This is a genomic window from Halogranum gelatinilyticum (assembly GCF_900103715.1).
GTDB classification, from domain to species: domain Archaea; phylum Halobacteriota; class Halobacteria; order Halobacteriales; family Haloferacaceae; genus Halogranum; species Halogranum gelatinilyticum.
On sequence record NZ_FNHL01000008.1, the window covers coordinates 17,920 to 35,226 of the forward strand.

The window sequence follows — 17,307 nt, forward strand, 5'->3', positions numbered from 1 at the left end:
CACTATCCGGTCCCTGCCTGCATCTGGACACTCGAGATAAGCTTATCCTGGAAGATGAGGAACACGACGAACAACGGCAACGAGATGACTGCCAACCCAGCCATCATCCGGCTGACGTTGTCCGAGTAGACGCTTTGGAAGGTTGTCGCCCCGACGGGCAGCGTGTAGGCTGTGTCGTTGTTGAGAACGATCAACGGCCAAAGATACTGGTTCCACGACCAGACGAACATGAAGAGAGCAAGTGCCGTGATTACTGGGAGAGCAAGAGGGACGATGATCTGCGCGTAGATTCTGAACGTGGAGAAGCCGTCCATCCGAGCGGATTCCTCCAGTTCCTCCGGGATGTCACGGAAGAACTGAACGAGGAGGAAGACACCGAGCGGTGTCGCAGTGAACGGGAGAATGATCGCCCAGTAGGAGTTCGTCCACCCGATCTGCGTGATCAGCGTGAACAGCGGAATGATGTTCACGTGAGGAGGAACCATGAAACTCGCGATAATGGCTGCGAACAGCACACGCTGGCCTCGCCACTCGAGTCTCGTCAGTGAGAACGCGACCATAGAGTCGACAACGAGTACGAGTACCGTTGTGACGGTTGAAATCACGAACGTGTTCCAGATCCACCGGTAGACCAGATCCGAAGACGTGAATATCTCGATCCAGTATCGGAAGGTGATCTCCGGGGGAATCCATTGGAAGCCCGAGGACACCGACGCCGGTGTCACCGAAAGCGAGAACATCCGGAACAGCGGGACGGCGAACAAGAACGCCAGCCCGTACATCGCGACATAAACACCTGCAGTATACAGGGTTTCGCGGCTCAGTGAAACGTCACTAAGAAGCGAGTTGCGGACAGACATTAGCTTTCAACCCCCCGACCGATAACAGCGTAATTGAGCATGGAGATGCCCACGAGGAGCAACATGATAACGTATCCGACAGCGGCGCCGTATCCCAGGTCGAACGTTCTGAATCCCAACTGGTAGAGATAATACACTAAGGTCACAGTCGACTCGCCGGGTCCCCCGTCAGTCATCGTTTGGACCTGACCGAACACCTGGAACTGGAAGACGGTTCCTGCGATAAGAACGAAAATTATCGCGTTCTTCATCTGCGGGAGCGTCACGTTCCAGAACTGTCTCAACGGGCCCGCACCGTCGAGTTGGGCAGCCTCGTAGAGACGTTCAGACACGCTCTGGCGTGCAGCAAGGAGAACAGCGAAGTAGAACCCCGCCTGCCACCAGATCGTGACCAGTGCGAGAGCAGGCAGAGCAAACAGCTGACTGCTCAGTACGATGCCGAAGAATTCCCTGAGATACACCGTGAAGACGCCGTTTGTGGAATACAGCTGTAACCAGAGAAAGCCGACGATAGAGACCGTCATGACGTACGGAACGAAGTAGAAGAACTGGAGCAGCTTCGTCCCTGCTACCCCGCGATTGACACCCAGTGCTAGCACCATGCTCACGACCAGAAGTGACGGAACGGTGAGGACGACGAACCAGACGGTGTTCTTCAACGCTTGCCAGAACAGCGGATCCTGGATCAACGTGGAGTAGTTAGCGAGTCCGATGAATTCGGACTGCGCTGGTTGTAGGAGATTCCACTCGAAGAAGCTCATGTAGAACCCCTTAAGCAGGGGGTACAGCATGAAAACGGCGAATACAGCCAAGTAAGGGAGCGCGAACAGAATACCGTTGAGAGTGTCGCGGTCTACCCAGTCAGTAGACAACAATCCCCTCTCGTCGTTGGTTGGTCTGATTGGCATCGGTAGTCGACAGATTAGTTCATCCGGCTGCTGATGGCGTTTGCAGCCTTCGTGATTCCTTCCTGTGGCTCAACGTTCTGTGCGTAGATGTTCGACAGCGGCCCACCGATCTCGGAGGCATAGAAGTTGACGTCGGTCTGCGGCTGATATCGGAGCTGGTCGTTTTCAGCCATCTCCGAAAGGGTCTTGATCACGTCGTATTCTTCGTAGAGCGGATGGCTGGTGACGACGTCAGACTCGGCAACTTCGGGCGTCGACGGCAGGTGAGCTGCTCCAGTCCCCCACACGGGGTTGTTCTGGGTGATGTATTCGACGAATTGGACTCTGGCTTTCTTCTCGGCTTCCGTATGCTCCGGGTTCGACGGGAAGAAGAAAGCGTTGCTCTCACAGAACGTCTTTTTCTCGCTTCCGTCGAAGCCCCACGGTGCGTGGTACGAGAAGTCCAGGCCGTCGATGACCTCGTTACTCTCGTTCTGGAAGCGGTTAACTGTCCAGTTACCGAGGAATCCCATTCCCGCTTCCCCGTTTTTGAAGTCGTTGATGCGGACGTTCTGGTCGGAGAGGTCATTCGTGGCGTCCCAGCCGTGTTCCCCGGTAACTGACGAGTAGAACTCGGCTGCCGCAGCCCCTTCCTCCGTCTCGTGGAACACTGGCTCACCGGTGGTCCAGTCACCGTTCTTGAACACTCTGCCTCCCTGCTGTCGGAGCAGGGAGTAATACACACGGAATCCCTCGTACACGTTGTTGTACGTCTGGAGGAAGAACGGCCGCTTGTCTGTGTTCTGTTTGATTGCGTTCGCCGCCTCGAAGAGTTCGTCTTTCGTCGTCGGCTCCATCGGAGCGTTCGCCTCTTCGAGGACGGTGTTATTGGTCGCCAGCATCATTCCGTGAATGTCCATGGGGAGTGCGACGACGTTGCCGTCGGCGGTCGCAGCGGGTTCGACGACGTCGTAATACGGGTTCAGCCCGTCCGCCAGGTAGTCGTCAACTGGGTCGAGAATCCCCAACGAGTCGAAGTACGTCGAGAACGACATCCAATACGAGGCCACGTGCGGCGTGTTACCGGACGCAGCGGCCGTCGTGAGCTTCGTTGGGACCTCACCGAACGGGACTGACTGCGTGTTCACGGAGATGTGGGGATACTCTTCTTCGAAATCGCTCGTCAGTGACTGCAGTTCTGCGGCTTCGGTGCCACCGAACGACTCCCACAGTGTAATTTCGACTTGCTCTTTGCTCGAAGTCGTGTTACTACCACTGCCTCCAGTGCTCCCCTCACCGTTATCGGTGTTTCCGTTGTTACTCCCGCCCCCAGTACAGCCGGCGAGACCTACAAGACTCCCCGTACCGAGCGTTTTGATGACCTTCCGTCGGCTGGACTGAGAGGTGCTATCTCTGCTAACCATGATTGTGCTATTCAGAAGTATATACTTAACTATTGTGTATCAACGAATATGTGGGACCAAGAAGAGTGTCTGACCCTGAACTTGCGCAATATTGAAATACAAGGGCTAGATGAGGGACAATATGGGTTCGATAGAGGTTGACAACGTGCGGAAAGTCTATGACTCGAAAGACGGGGACATTGTTGCGGTAAATGGAGTCTCGTTGTCAGTTGATGACGGTGAGTTTGTTACGATCGTTGGACCATCGGGGTCGGGAAAGTCGACATTGCTCCGGATGGTCGCCGGGCTGGAGTCGATCACGGACGGGACGATCTCGATTGACGGGACGGTCATCAATGATCTGTCTCCGCAGAACCGCGGCGTTGCCATGGTCTTCCAAGAGTATGCGTTGTATCCCCATATGAACGTCAGGAAGAATATGTCGTACGGACTGAAACTGACGACTGATCTCCCGAGTGAGGAGATCAGAGACCGAGTCGAAGAGACGGCGGAGATGATGGGAATCGAAGACCTCCTCGAGAAGAAGCCGGGAAACCTCTCGGGGGGGCAACAACAGCGGGTGGCGACAGGGCGAGCGATCGTACGAGATCCGGAGGTGTTCCTATTCGACGAGCCGTTGTCCAACCTGGACGCGAAATTACGACTCCACATGCGGACTGAACTTCAACGTCTCCAAGAGGACCTCGGTACCACTTCACTGTACGTCACCCACGATCAAACAGAGGCCATGACGATGAGCGACCGGATCGTAATACTTGATGGCGGTGAGATTCAGCAAGTTGGGACACCAGAGACTGTGTACGCTGAGCCAACTAATGTCTTCGTGGCGGACTTTATCGGCAGTCCCTCGATGAACTTCTTCGACGTCACTCTTGACGGCACTCGTCTCGTCGGGGCTGATTTCGAATACAAGATCTCGGACGAAATCGCCGAACGCGTCAAGCAACATACGAACAGCTCCGAGCTCCTTTTGGGTATCCGTCCGGAGCACATCAGCATCGACAACGAAAGTGACGGTGCGATCGAGGCACAGTTAGACGTGCTTGAGCACGAAGGTAGCGACAACTACCTGTACTTGGTTAAAGAGGAAACCGAGTGGACCGCGAGGGTTCCAGGGAACCAGATGCTGGACGCAGGTAGTCACGTTTCACTCACGCTCCCCGAGGAGCACATTCATCTGTTTGAGAAATCGACTGAGCGGAACATCCTTGTCGAAGACGAACCATCTCCCGTCGTACAGTAAGGCAAAATACCGATCTCACCCCAATCGCTCTTCGGCTTCCGGTTTCTGTTCGAGACTCCCTTTTGTGGTTACTCTGTAAAGCACGGATGTCCCGGACGTATCTGTCATCTCATCGTATCTCTGGATTAGTGACAACGGGACCAGGTACGCAACAGGCTGGCTCGACCGAACCTACCCGATGGAACCGGAGACATTCATTACACGACTAGTGGTGTAATTTTGGCGGATTATACACCACAAGTTGTAGCACAAGTGAACACCGTATTCACGAACACATGGGCTGGATAACTGCCACTCGAATTTTTGTAGAGGTGGTATACGAACTTCAGCAACGGGTATTCCAGCACAGATCACGTGATTCGGTTACTGTTCTGACACCGTTCCGGGTTGCCTTCTCAACCTGCAGGGCACTCGCCGACCGGTTAGTGGAGTTGTAGGACACGTGTCGTGAGGAAAACATGCAAGACTCGTGTAAACACAGTTTTGCGGCTGACTCTTCGTTCCTGGACCAGTCCCACGGCCATCTTGAGCGTAACAAACAGATCATCGCCAGATATTGCACTATTTGGTGGCACTAACGTCGTTCTACCAGAAAGAACGAACTCAAGCGTTTCTCACGGCATATGCAGAGAAGAACTGACTCCACCGGTACTGAACTGGTCAATAGTGCGTCGCCAAGAACTCTCTTTCCAGAATAGTATTGTTCTATACGCTCAAATCTACACTTTGCTGATTCCGGCATCAGACATCTCGACTGTAACCGACCTTGACGTCGCCTCCAACTGAGTCATGTTACTAATATCTCACTCACAAACCCACCTATTTCAGCCGCGGCAATACCGATACCGTCGAAAACTGGCTGCAAATCTTCGCTTTCGTATGAGTTCAGCTACCCTGAACACTGTCCAAGATTACCACTGATTTTATTAGGGTGGAAAGGATTCGAACACGAAGAGATGGAGACCTCGGGACTCGTGGATACGCTGGAAGAGGCCGGGTTAGCACCTTACCAAGCGAAAGCATACGTCGGACTACTTGAACTCGAGACGGGATCCGCACAAGAGATCGCCAATGCAAGCGGTATCCCGAATGCACGAGTCTATGACGTACTGCGAGACCTCGAAGAGATGGGGTACGTAGAATTATACGAACAGGATACTCTTCGGGCTCGTGCTCTTGACCCAGACATCATCACCGAGGATTTGAACCGTAGAATCAAACGCTTCGAGAAAGCGACAGACGAGATACAAACGCGATGGCAACGACCCTCCATAGACGACCACACGATTAGCATTATCAGACGGTTCAAGACTATTCTGGAGACTGCAAAGCAGTTCATCTCGGAAGCAGATACACAGATCCACGCGACGCTCACCCGTAAACAATACGACAAATTAGAGTGGGATCTCGCTAAGGCGTATCAACGGGGTGTGACAGTTAACGTGACGATTTTGCAAAGTAATCACGGTGAATCATTGAAGCAAGAGCATATCGAGGGGGTTTGTACGGCTGTCCGCGAGCGTCCTCACTCTTCTCCATTTATCCTCATCGCTGATCTCGAGAAAACAGCATTCGCACCTGACCCCATCTCGATCGAAGAGTACGGAGTCACGTTGGAGAATCGCTCGTTTACCCACGTGTTCTTTTGGTACTTCTTGTCGTTTATGTGGCTCCCCTGGTCGGAACTCTATTCGGAAGTCGGCGAAAAGACGCCGATCAGATACGCAGACATACGCGAGTTTATCATCGACTACGAGCCGTTTTTGATGGACGGAGCGACACTGAAAGTCGTCGTGGAGGGTCTGGATATTCAAACACAAGAAGCCCGGCAGCTCTCCGGTACTGTCGTCGATATCGCGTATGCAGACGAACTCTCGTTCATGTCCGATTCAAACCCATTGAAGCTGATGGGTATTGCTTCGATTTCGATACAGACTGACGAAGGGGTCTACACGGTTGGCGGGTGGGGTGCACAGTATGAAGATATCGAGGCACGCCGCATCACCGTTGTCGAAAGCGAAAAGGAGTCTTGAGCGACGTATCGACCCGACTTGGCGTGAAGAGAACGCACGCATCACAACCGAAACTCCGAGGCTGTGTTGAGGAGAGTACCAATTGTTTGTATCGCAATATGGGATTTATCGGTCATCGCTGGTGTACGTTTCGCCAACGGGTGGCATCGACGCAACCGACGTTTCCGGCCCGCACAGTCCCTCTGTCACCGCTGTCAACGAATATGACCTCCAACAGCTATTTCACCACCTCGGTCGAACGCCGACCGTATGGTCCACTGCCCCGAATGTCAAACGTCCCTCGAAACCATCGACGACATCGAGTTCGTCGAGATGGACGCCCGAACCGGCTTCATCAGAGCCTCCAAGCGGTTCTACACGAGTAACTGCGCCGCGTGCGGCGCGACCATCGGCAGCGGCGTCGCCGGTGCGAAAGCCAACGGCGGAGGTGCCGTCTGATGGTTCACTGCCCCGAGTGCGAAGAGACTCTCGAAGAACAGTCCGACGTGGAGTTCCTCGACATGGACTCGACGACCGGTTTCTTCCGCGCCTCGAAGCGGTTCTACCTCGTCGCCTGCGGCCACTGTGGTGCTGCTATCGGCAGCGGCGTGGCTGGCGCGAGATAGAAATTAGTCCCGCCGCTCGAAGCGGTAGGTCACGACCTCGTCGCTGTCGTCCCACTCGAACCCTTCTGGATGGACGCGCTCCATCCGCTGTTTGTACGCGTCGAGCGACTCGGACCCTTCGCGCTGGGCGTCCTCGTCGGTGAAGTCGCCGAGCGTCCGCCGGTCGACGCTCACGACTTCGAAGGACTCGCCGTCGATGTCGAAGGTGTCGCCCGCCTCGGCGTAGCGGTTGCTCGCGCCGCGGGTCAGCTGGGTGATGTCGCCGCTGACGACGGCCTGCTTCACGCGCTCGTTGGGAAGGAGGCTGTCGACGTCGATCTCGGACATAACCACACGTAGGGATGGCGGCGTGAAAACCCCTGTGCAGGCGGCGAGGGCGGCAAAACTCTCTCGATTGTTATCGCGCTTCCCGAGGGTCGTGGCCGCCGGTCGCCGAGCACTGGTAACTGGAAGAATGACCCAGAATCTGCACTGAATAAGTTAGAGAGCTAGTCTAGGATTCTAATCAGAGAACTACATTTGCCACGTTTTCGTCTTGCGGTTATACTAGTTACACTAATGAGTTATACTCAATAGTAGGTGCGAAGAGATGTGCAATCAGAGTGACGATGGTTCACTCGTCGATAAGCTCGCTGACGTGGTCGGCGCGTTCCTCGGCTTCGATGTGGGAGTAGGCATCGCGCGTCGTCTGTTGGCTTCGGTGGCGGAGGAGATCCTGTGCAGCACCGCGGTCCTTCCGGAAGACCACGTCGCCGATGCCGCGGCGGGCGGCGTGGAGCTTCAGATACTCGCCGTCAATGTCGATGTCGGCCTCCTCGCAGAGCGTCCGGACGCGCTTTCGCATCCCGTCGACAGTCACTGCTGGAGGATCGATACCATACTCGGTGAGAACGCCGTCGACGTCCCGCTCACCGAGGAGTGACTCGATTTCGTCGTCCTCAAGCCCGTTCTCCTGGAGTCCTTCTCGGGCGGCACGGTACTTCGAGGGTGCGTGCTCGGTGGGGAAGACGGGCCACTCGTCGCTCGGCGGGTCGAGCAGCTCGCGGTATCGGCGGACGGCGGACCGCGCCTGCGACGGAAGCGGCGTCCGTTCCCACTCGCCGGACTTCCCGTAGACCGTAAGCACACCACGGTCGAGATCGACGCGTTTCCACCGCAGCCCCTGTCGTCCCTCGCGACTGTCACCGGATGCCCGGAGTACCTCGGCCCCGCGCACGCCGCTAAAGGCCAGAAGCGAGACGAACGCCCGGTCCCGACATTCGACGAGCGCGTCGGTTCCGCGGTCGTCGACGGCGTCGCGGGCGCGTTCCCCGACGAACTGGAGGAAGCGATCACGCGTCTCGGGGTCCCAGAACTGCTGTGTACGCTCTCTGTCGTCCGTGGGTAGTGCCTCGCGAGCCCGCTGTTTGAGTGCCGGGTTCTGGCCGAGATGGCCGTCGCGGACGCACCACGAGAGAAACCCCGAGAGCCAGTCGAAGTACGTGTGGGCGGTCGTCGCTTCGATGTGGCCGTCGGCAGCGCGGTGACGCAGCCGCTGGGCGTACCGTCGCATCGTCCGCGTCCCGCTGTCGTCATCGTCGAGGACTGCGAAGTCCAGGCTCCCGCGCTCTGCGGCCCAGTCGGCCCACGTCGTCACGGCCGTCCGCGCCGTCCGCTTCGAGTACGACGAGTCGAGCGAGCGGACGTAGGCGTCGATAGCGCGGCGGACGGCATCCTTGCCGTCACTCACGGCCGACACCCCGCGAGCGACGGGCGTCTCTCACTGGAGCCGCCTCTTTCGGCCTCGAACCCGGGCAGTGTGGCGAATGCATCGGTGTGGCTCGACCGACAGCGGCGACCCCCATAAATCTACTCTCGTTTACTGGGCTAAAACAGAGTGGATGTCCCACTCGGCCGAAGTGGTCTGAGTGGCCGTCTCGCCACTGATGGCGCGAGTATTCGGGTTGCTTCAGCTATTGTAAATTGCATACTGCTATATCGAATTCTGTCTTGGCCGTGGTCGCGTGGCGAAACGCCGACGGCCGAGCGTCACTTCCGGGGTCGCGCCCGCTACGGGCGTTTTGGAGCGTGTTCGTGCAGGTGTCCGCTCGCGGGCACCGACCGATGCGTCGCTGAGACGCTTGCAGTCGTCGTCTCGGCGAGTGTCGGGCGTCTCGGCAGGTGTACGGGGCGACAGTCGTCGCGGAACCTCAGAATCAGCTGTCGAAAAAGAAGGGCGGAACCGTGTTCTCGGCTACGGGAAGTTTCCTCAGACCGACTCGAACGTCCAGAGCTGGTTGCCGTTACCGCTCCAGGACCACTGCTGGACGTTGGCACCGTCCGACGTCGAGGAGTTCGACACCTCGACGGCCTTGTCGCTGTGGACCGGCTGGATGTGGTACTGGCCGTTGCCCTGGTCGTGGAGTTCGAAGCGCTGGTTGTCGTTGCCGTAGTCGGTGTACTGCTGGACGTTCGCGCCGTCGTCGGTCGACGAGTTCGCGACGTCGAGGGACTTCCCGCTGTTGACGTTCTCGATGCGGTAGACGCCGCTGCTCGTCTCCTCGACGTTCCACTGTTGGTTCGAGCCGCCGCCGTAGGAGTACTGCTGGACGTTGGCACCGTCCGACGTCGAGCCGTTCGCGACGTCGAGGGATTTCCCGCTGTTGACGTTGGTGATGCGGTAGGTGCCGGTGGCGACGGAGCCCGAGGAGCCGCTGTCGCCGCCCGACCCGCCACCGCCGCCACCGCCGCCGGTCGTGCCGATGGTGACGTTCGAGCTTCCGCTGCTCTGGTAGCCCTCGGTCGCCATGATCATGTAGTCGTGGTTCCCCATGTTCATCCCGTTTGCAGCCCACGCGTCGAAGTGGTTGCCGGTGGTGATGGTCCCGCTGGACCGCCTGGACTGACGGACGCTCCAGTACTGGTAGAACGTGGCCGTCCCCTCGATAGAGGGCTTCTCGACGCGCTCCGTCCGGTAGATGTCGTAGGTCTCACCGTCGGTGGTGTGAGTACCCATGAACTCCCCGTCGGGTCGGTAGCTGCCCCAGTTCTCGACGATGTAGTATTCGACGAGCGGATCTCTTGTCCAGCCGTAGAGACAGAGATAGGCGTTCCCCGAGGGGTTGAACGAGGCGGAGTAGTCCACCTGTCGACGCCCTCCGGTGCTCCAGCCCTTGCCACAGACGAAGTTGCCCGTGTCGCTCCACTGGGTGCTGTAGTTACCGCCGTCACCCAACGTCATCGAGACCGTCCCCTCTGCGTTGGTCCAGAAGGAGTAGAAGTAGCCGTCGTCGGTCCCCGTCTGGTTCGTACTGATCGCAGCAGCCGGGGAGGCCATGGCCCCGAGACCGAGACCGGCCGCGACGGTCGTCGCCGCCGCCTTCATGTAGCCGCGTCGGCTGACTCGGCCGTCGCGCTGTGTCTCCGCTTCTGTGCGTTCCTCGGATCGTCGTGACTCCGTGTCGTCATGCATGCTAGCAATCCACCTGCAACCCAACAATACGAGCCATCCGTAATAAATATTATGAACACCCTACTTTTGTTATCTCTCTGAACCAATAATAAATAGTCCCCTTGGATGTCGAACGGGATGCTTTCGACTCCGAGTGCTACACGGCGCGAAACTCGCCCGGGCGGTCACTCGTGCCGCTCGGTTACTCGGTCGGATACGCCTCCGACTCGCGGAGTATCCTGGACTCGTCGAGGTTCCAGCCGTCGAGATACTGCTCCTCGGCGAGGACGAGTTCCGCGAACAGCTCACGCGAGGCCTCTGGCGGGAGTGTCCGGACCTGCTGGTCGATACGGAATCCTCGGAAGGCGTGGTCGAGATCGCCCGTGCGCGACGCCTCGATGACCGTCTCTTGGGTGTCGATGTGGCCGCGGATCATACTCCGCACGGGTCGCGGGAACCCGCCCGCCGCGACGGGCTGGACGTCGTCCTCGCGGACGACCGCGTTCGTCTCGACGACGGCGTCGCGCTGGAGGTCGTCGACCTGCCCCTCGTTGGGGAGGTTGACGTTGGTGACGAACGGGCCGTCGCCGGTGAGCGCGGCGAGGATGTCCATGAACGTCTCGTTCGAGGATTCGAGCGTGAACTCCCGCTCGCCGTTCATCCACGCCTCGACGTCGGTCGTCTGCTCGGATTCCGCCGGCGTCCAGTGCTTGGCCCGGTAGTCGCTGCCGGTCCGCTTGACGCCCCAGCGGTTGAGCGTCTCCTTGCCACCCCGCAGGAACGACGTCGCGTACTCGACGAGATGGCGGTCGCCAGCCGCGGGCAGTATCCCGAACGTCCGGTAGAGTTCCCACGTGACCTGCCAGTTGTCGGTAAAGACGCTCTCGCCATCGAGGTCCTCGGCGGTGAACGTCCGTCGCGCCTCCTCGCGGTCAGCGAGGTCGGCGAGCAACGGCCAGAGGTCGACGCCGTCGCACTGTACCTCGTCGACCCAGGTGAAGTGGTTGATCCCCTTGACGTTCACCGAGACGTCCTCACGGCTGGCGTCCATCCCCAACTCCTCGCGCGCGTAACGAGCGAGGCGGTCACGCGTCCCCAACACTTCGTGACAGAGACCCAGCGCGTTGATGCCGGGATACTCGTCGTAGAGTGCCCGCGTGACAAACGTGACGGGGTTGGTGTAGTTGAAGACCCACGCGTCGGGGCAGTGCTCACGGACTGCGGCCGCGAACTCCCGGTACAGCGGGATGGTCCGCATCGCTCGGAAGATGCCGCCGGGACCGATGGTCGCCGCGACGGCCCCGTAGATGCCGTACTCCTTCGGGATGTCGAGGTCGTGGACGAACGTCTCGGCCGGGTCGAACTGCGTCGACAGGATGACCACGTCCGCCCCGTCGAGTGCCTCGTCGATGGCGTCGGTCGCCTCGTAGTGCCACTCCGCGACGGCCTCCTCCTGCCGTTGCACCCAGTTGCCGAACCGAGCGTTGCGCTCGGCACTCTCGACGTTCACGTCGTAGAGCCGTACGTCGCCGCTGATGTCGGCCAGCGCGAGATCGCGGATGAGCGCGGGTGCCCACTGTCGGCTCCCGCCGCCGATGTACGCGATACTGAGGTCGTCCGAGTCGATGCGTCCGCTGGAGTCGAGTGAATCGACTGTCATCTACTCGGCGAATCACGGAGGAGCGGTTTATATATGAGGGTGAGTCACACGGTCGCCGGGGACGGCGCGGAGACACCGTCGGTCACGTTCACGTCCACTGACCGCCACGGCGACACTGTCGCCGACCCCGAACGGAGCGCGGTGACGCTCAGGTGCTCAGGAGTCGAGCGCGTCTTTGACGGCGTGGTAGGCCGGTTTCGGCTGGTTACGGTCGTCGAACAGGAGCGGGTCGCCGGTGTACCGCTCGGCGAAGTCCCGGAAGCCCCGAATCCACGAGTTCGCGTCGCCGACGCCCCACGTCACCAGCGTGTCGACGCCGGTGTCGAGACAGACCTCGACCACGTCGCGGTAGAACGCCGCCTGCTGCTCGAGGGCGTCTTCGGGAGCCTCACCGGCGGGGAAGGCGACGTCCATCTCGGTGATCTGCACGTCGAGTCCGAGTGCCTGGAACCGTCGGATGTTCTCCGCGATGGACTCGGGGTCGGGCCACTCGCCGAGCGCGTGGAGCTGGAGCCCGACGCCGTCGATAGGAACCCCACGGTCGAGGAGCCGTTCGAGCAGGTCGTAGATCGCGTCGGACTTCTCGTTGACCGCGTCGGCCCCGTAGTCGTTGTAGTAGAGGTCTGCCTCGGGGTCGACCTCGTGGGCCCACTCGAAGGCGCGGTCGAGATACGTCTCGCCCATCGCCTCGTACCAGACCGTGTCGCGCATCGTCCCGTCGTCGTCGACGGCCTCGTTCACGACGTCCCAGACATCGACCGTCTGTCGGTACCGCCCGGCGACCGTCTGGATGTGCTCGCGGAGGAACTCCGCGAGCTGGTCGTCCGTGTAGTCCCACGGCTGGAACCACGTCGGTGTCTGGTTGTGCCAGACCAACGTGTGGCCGCGAACCGCCATGTCGTTCGCCCGCGCGAAGTTGACGATGGCGTCCGCGTCGCCGAAGTCGTACGTGTCCGGCGTCGGACGGAGCGGTCCCATCTTCAGCGCGTTCTCCGGCGTCACCGCGTTGAACTCGTCGCGGACGCGGGCACGGTAACTCACGTCGTTTCGGAGCGCGTCCGGGTCGACGGCGACACCCAGATCGAACTCACGGCTATCAGCTGCCTGTCTCAGTGACTTGTCTGACGACATCGTCCTGTTCTGTGCGGAAGACGACCAAAAAACTACGCCCACTCGTGACGCGCTCCGGCCGACGCCGACGCAACGACCCAAATCTTTACCAACGGACAGTGAAACTCCGTGACATGGAGTTTCAGAACCCTGTCCTTCCAGGCACGCATCCGGACCCGAGCGTCTGTCGCGTCGGCTCGACGTTCTATCTCGCAGTGAGTTCGTTCGAATACTTCCCCGGCGTCGCACTGTACCGCAGCGACGACCTGGTCTCGTGGGAGCAGATCGGCCACTGTTTCGACCGCGAGAGCCAACTCGACCTCAGCGAGACCGAGACGTCGAACGGTATCTACGCGCCCACACTCCGACACCACGACGGGACGTTCTATCTCGTGACGACGGACGTCGGCGGGCAGGGCAACGTCCTCCTCACCGCGGATGACCCTGCGGGCGAGTGGTCGGAACCGATACAGCTCGACGCGCCCGGCTTCGACCCCGACCTCTTCTTCGACGGCGACACCGCGTATCTCTCGTACGCAGACGGGCCAACGCTCGCCGAGACGAATGTCAAGCAGGCGACCGTCGACCTCGAAACGGGCGAGGTCGGCGAACCGTCCGAACTCTGGCGCGGTATCGAAGGCACGTTCGCCGAGGCACCTCACATCTACGAGATCGACGGGACCTACTACCTGATCACCGCCGAGGGTGGGACGCACGTCAACCACATGGTCGTCGCCGCCCGAAGCGACGACCCGACGGGACCGTTCGAGAGCTGTCCGTCGAACCCGATCCTCTCGCACCGCGGCGATCCGATGCAGCCGATCAAAGCGACAGGCCACGGCGATTTGGTCAGCGCGCCCAACGGGTCGTGGTGGATCATCTTCCTCGGCATCCGCCAGCAGGGTGGCCACCCCGGCTGGCACCAGCTCGGCCGCGAGACGTTTCTCGCACCCGTCGAATGGGTCGACGGCTGGCCCGTCGTCAACGATGACGAGCTGGTGACACTCCAGATGACGGTCGATTCGCTCCCCGGAGAGGGAACCGCTCCGCAACGGGCGGAGCCAGCACGGGCGACACGAGCGACCTTCGACGGGGAGACGTTGGACAGTGCGTTCGAATACCGTCGGAACCCCGACGAGTCGGCCTACTCGTTGACCGACCGACCGGGGAGCCTGACCCTCTACGGACGGACGGAGAGCCTCGACGACCACGGCGTGACGTTCGTCGGCCGTCGACAAGCACACTTCGACTGTCAGGTCGACACTCGCCTCAAGTTCGACCCGGCGGAGGGTGCGGAAGCCGGGCTGACCGTCATCGCCGACGAACGCCACCACTACGAGATCGGCGTCACCCAGCGGGACGGGAGCACGGTCGCAGTCGTCCGACTGCGTATCGGCGACGCGACCGAGACGGTCGTCGAGACCCCGGTCGAGGGCACCGAACACTCGCTCCGTGTCGACGCGACGGCCGACGAATACCGCCTGAGCTACCACGACGGAGACGACGACAGCCCGGTTGCAGCGGCCACCGCCTCGTCGAAATATCTCGCCACCGAAGTCACCGGGGACTTCACCGGGGTGTACGTCGGACCGTACGCGACGACAGGTGAGGACGCGACGCCGCCCGCCTCCTTCGACCACTTCACCTACGAGCCAACAGCAGAAGAGTAGAGGACGTCACAGCGTCGGGTCGCCGGGGTCCGTCCGGCTCCCGATGCGGTACCGCCAGCAGTTGAGTGTCGAGACGTCCACCCCCGAGTTTATCAGTTCTGACGGACAACGTTTGGTCGATGGGACGCACACGACAGAACCACTGGCGGCCTCGTGGCCGATGACGGCGAGCGAACAGGGTGCGGAGACGGTCGTTCTCTCGTACGCTCCGGCCGACGACAGAACGGCGACGGCACTCGACGCGGAGTCGTACCGTGCGTATCTCCGGCGGACACGGGACGGTCCCGTCACCGTCGGCGACGAGTTCGAGGAGTTCGTCAACTGCGGCTGTGGGACGACGCGTGACGTCTCACTCAGGGTCGAAGACGTCGTCGGGACGGCCGTCGTCACGAGCGAGACGCGGTTCATCTTCGAGCCACGCGACGACTGACTGTGGAGCGAGCCGCCGCTCGTAGCTGACTGATTTCGTCGCGAGAAGCGCCACGAGAGGAGTGTTCACGAGCCTCTCTGGGGACAGACGGTCCCTCTCGCTGGCGCCGTGTAAGGGTGTAATGACTGAAGACACTCACACGAGTGGCCATCTGTGTTAGGCCATCTAACCCTCTGAGTTGTACCTACATAAAAAACGATGCTAGTGAAAATGTTGCCGCAGTCGTGTGGTACCCACGAGAGTTCGACGATTGTCGTAGTTAAACTTAAGTCTCTGTCGTAAACAGTTCGTCCTGTATGCGTTGCCCCGAGTGTAGCCACACGCTTACCGTACACGATGAGTTCGGCGACAGCGAGTTCGTCTGCGACCAATGCGGCTATTTCGTTCCGCGGGGTGCAGACTGACCGGGCGTTCACCGACCGCCCGACCAGCCCCGACTCGGACCCGTCAGTGTCCGAAGACCGGGACCGGCTCGTACGGCTCTTCGAGATAGTCGATTTCCGAACTGGTCAAGGTCACGTCGACGGCCTCCACCGCTGCTTCGAGATGCTCGATACTCGTCGTCCCGATGATCGGCGCGTCGACGATATCCTTGTGGAGGAGCCAGGCGATACTGATCTGTGCCATCGTCAGGCCCTTCTCGTCGGCGAGTTCGGCCACCCGTTCGTTGATCTCCGTGCCACCGGCTCGGCGATACTCCGGGTTCGGGTTGTGTTTCTGGTCGGGGTCACCACGCGTCGTCTCGAACAGTTCTTCGTGCGGACGCGCGAGGTAGCCCTGCGCGAGCGGTCCCCACGGGATCAGCCCGACGCCCTCGTTCCGACAGAGCGGGTTCATCTCGCGTTCCTCCTCGCGGTAGACGACGTTGTAGTGGTTCTGCATCGTCTGGAACTGTTCTGCGTTCAGGTTGTCGGCGGTGTGGAGCGCGTCGGCGAACTGGTGGGCCCACATCGACGACGCCCCGAGATACCGGATCTTCCCCCGCCGGACGGCGTCGTCCAGTGCCCGAATCGTCTGCTCGATGGGCGTCTTCTCGTCCCAGCGGTGGATCTGATAGAGGTCGACCGTGTCCATGCCCAGTCGCTCCAGGGAGTTGTCCAACTCCTGTTCGATGGTCTTCCGCGAGAGTCCGGCTGCGTTCGGATGGTCCGTTCCCGGGTCGAACCGGACTTTCGTCGCGACGACCTGCTCGTCGCGGTCGTAGCCCGCGAGCGTGTCGCCCAGAATCTCCTCGCTCTCGCCGTTCGAGTACGCGTTAGCCGTATCGAAGAAGTTGATGCCGAGGTCGATGGCTCGTTCGATGATCTCCGCACCCTCCTCGCTGTCGAGCATCCAGTCGCTGCCACTGCCGAAGCTCATACAGCCGAGACAGAGACGGCTGACTTCCATGCCGGTGGATCCGAGTGTCGTATACTCCATGGGTCATGGCTGACGTTCTGCCAGTTATAATTCAGTGAATCGGCAACCGCTCTGTGGCCGCACCTCGTGTGCGACACCGTCTGTCTTGTCTCTCACACTATTCTGAAATAGAGAACAGATTATTCGCCGCAACGTGAAGAATCAGGCACGTTCCAGTTCACCTCACAGTCGACGACACCATCCTCTTCCGTCACACCACCGAATGTCTCCATATCGGCCAAATTCATTACAGTATTAGTCTTGTAATGGTTTTACGAGAGTAGTGTGTCACCCATTCACAACAGTCCGGGTCCAGTCCGTTCTGTCCTGTCCACCAGTAGATTCTCTTTTTCAGAACAAGACTCATTCTACCGAACGACGTGCAAAGAAGCTCTGTACCCAGCTTTGTCGTATCTCGATTCCGCGACACCAGCCACATCCGCCATTCTCAACGAGAACCCACTGTTCTCTCTTTAAGAATTCGAATATCGTCTCGAATCAGAAGTCCAGAGGGGCGTCGAAGTCGGCCAGTCCGAACGGTTAAGACACGGGATTGA

Annotated in this window: 15 protein-coding genes; 6 read left to right on the forward strand and 9 right to left on the reverse strand. The window is 59.7% G+C overall.

The window, feature by feature from the left end; genetic code table 11:
• Positions 1–2 precede the first annotated feature (2 nt).
• The 3 genes from BLR57_RS17825 to BLR57_RS17835 are packed head-to-tail and all read right to left on the reverse strand — an operon-like array spanning position 3 to position 3,171.
• Positions 3–860 carry a carbohydrate ABC transporter permease gene (locus BLR57_RS17825; protein ID WP_089699891.1) on the reverse strand — a complete coding sequence of 286 codons (858 nt, stop codon included), beginning with the start codon at positions 858–860 and terminating at the stop codon, positions 3–5.
• Positions 860–1,768: a carbohydrate ABC transporter permease gene (locus BLR57_RS17830; RefSeq protein WP_170830698.1), complete on the reverse strand. Its 909-nt coding sequence runs from the start codon at positions 1,766–1,768 to the stop codon at positions 860–862. The genes BLR57_RS17825 and BLR57_RS17830 overlap by 1 nt, the downstream gene beginning before the upstream one ends.
• 14 nt (positions 1,769–1,782) lie before the next feature.
• Complete coding sequence (locus tag BLR57_RS17835) at positions 1,783–3,171, reverse strand: extracellular solute-binding protein (protein WP_089699894.1); 1,389 nt, start codon at positions 3,169–3,171, stop codon at positions 1,783–1,785.
• Positions 3,172–3,292: 121 nt separating this feature from the next.
• Between BLR57_RS17835 and BLR57_RS17840 the strand changes: the two genes are divergently transcribed.
• The 4 genes from BLR57_RS17840 to BLR57_RS19560 all read left to right on the forward strand — a co-directional run bounded on the left by BLR57_RS17840 (position 3,293) and on the right by BLR57_RS19560 (position 7,052).
• Complete coding sequence (locus BLR57_RS17840) at positions 3,293–4,414, forward strand: ABC transporter ATP-binding protein (protein WP_089700013.1); 1,122 nt, start codon at positions 3,293–3,295, stop codon at positions 4,412–4,414.
• Between the two features lie 974 nt (positions 4,415–5,388).
• On the forward strand, positions 5,389–6,447 hold the full coding sequence (locus BLR57_RS17845; protein ID WP_170830699.1) for a TrmB family transcriptional regulator: 1,059 nt from the start codon (positions 5,389–5,391) through the stop codon (positions 6,445–6,447).
• 249 nt (positions 6,448–6,696) lie between these two features.
• Positions 6,697–6,885 carry a hypothetical protein gene (locus tag BLR57_RS17850; RefSeq protein ID WP_089699899.1) on the forward strand — a complete coding sequence of 63 codons (189 nt, stop codon included), beginning with the start codon at positions 6,697–6,699 and terminating at the stop codon, positions 6,883–6,885.
• Entirely contained in the window at positions 6,885–7,052 is a 168-nt protein-coding gene (locus BLR57_RS19560) for a hypothetical protein (protein ID WP_170830700.1), read from the forward strand. The genes BLR57_RS17850 and BLR57_RS19560 overlap by 1 nt, the downstream gene beginning before the upstream one ends.
• 3 nt (positions 7,053–7,055) lie before the next feature.
• Here BLR57_RS19560 and BLR57_RS17855 read toward each other — a convergent pair whose 3' ends face one another.
• The 5 genes from BLR57_RS17855 to BLR57_RS17875 all read right to left on the reverse strand — a co-directional run bounded on the left by BLR57_RS17855 (position 7,056) and on the right by BLR57_RS17875 (position 13,273).
• Positions 7,056–7,379: an ASCH domain-containing protein gene (locus tag BLR57_RS17855; protein WP_089699901.1), complete on the reverse strand. Its 324-nt coding sequence runs from the start codon at positions 7,377–7,379 to the stop codon at positions 7,056–7,058.
• Positions 7,380–7,665: 286 nt separating this feature from the next.
• On the reverse strand, positions 7,666–8,781 hold the full coding sequence (locus BLR57_RS17860; RefSeq protein ID WP_139173398.1) for a tyrosine-type recombinase/integrase: 1,116 nt from the start codon (positions 8,779–8,781) through the stop codon (positions 7,666–7,668).
• A gap of 519 nt (positions 8,782–9,300) precedes the next feature.
• Positions 9,301–10,503: a glycoside hydrolase family 11 protein gene (locus BLR57_RS17865; RefSeq protein WP_211603323.1), complete on the reverse strand. Its 1,203-nt coding sequence runs from the start codon at positions 10,501–10,503 to the stop codon at positions 9,301–9,303.
• A gap of 181 nt (positions 10,504–10,684) precedes the next feature.
• Positions 10,685–12,142 (reverse strand): family 4 glycosyl hydrolase, encoded by a 1,458-nt coding sequence (locus tag BLR57_RS17870; protein ID WP_089699905.1) that lies wholly within the window; start codon positions 12,140–12,142, stop codon positions 10,685–10,687.
• Between the two features lie 156 nt (positions 12,143–12,298).
• Positions 12,299–13,273 carry an endo-1,4-beta-xylanase gene (locus tag BLR57_RS17875; RefSeq protein WP_089699907.1) on the reverse strand — a complete coding sequence of 325 codons (975 nt, stop codon included), beginning with the start codon at positions 13,271–13,273 and terminating at the stop codon, positions 12,299–12,301.
• Between the two features lie 113 nt (positions 13,274–13,386).
• On the opposite strand from BLR57_RS17875, the gene BLR57_RS17880 reads away from it, so the two are divergent.
• Positions 13,387–14,922, forward strand: coding sequence for a glycoside hydrolase family 43 protein (locus BLR57_RS17880; RefSeq protein WP_089699909.1), 1,536 nt, complete (start codon positions 13,387–13,389; stop codon positions 14,920–14,922).
• Between the two features lie 160 nt (positions 14,923–15,082).
• Entirely contained in the window at positions 15,083–15,352 is a 270-nt protein-coding gene (locus tag BLR57_RS17885) for a DUF7968 family protein (protein WP_089700018.1), read from the forward strand.
• A gap of 447 nt (positions 15,353–15,799) precedes the next feature.
• Here the strand turns inward: BLR57_RS17885 and BLR57_RS17890 are convergent, their stop codons facing one another.
• Entirely contained in the window at positions 15,800–16,771 is a 972-nt protein-coding gene (locus BLR57_RS17890) for an aldo/keto reductase (protein ID WP_089699910.1), read from the reverse strand.
• Between the last annotated feature and the right edge of the window lie 536 nt (positions 16,772–17,307).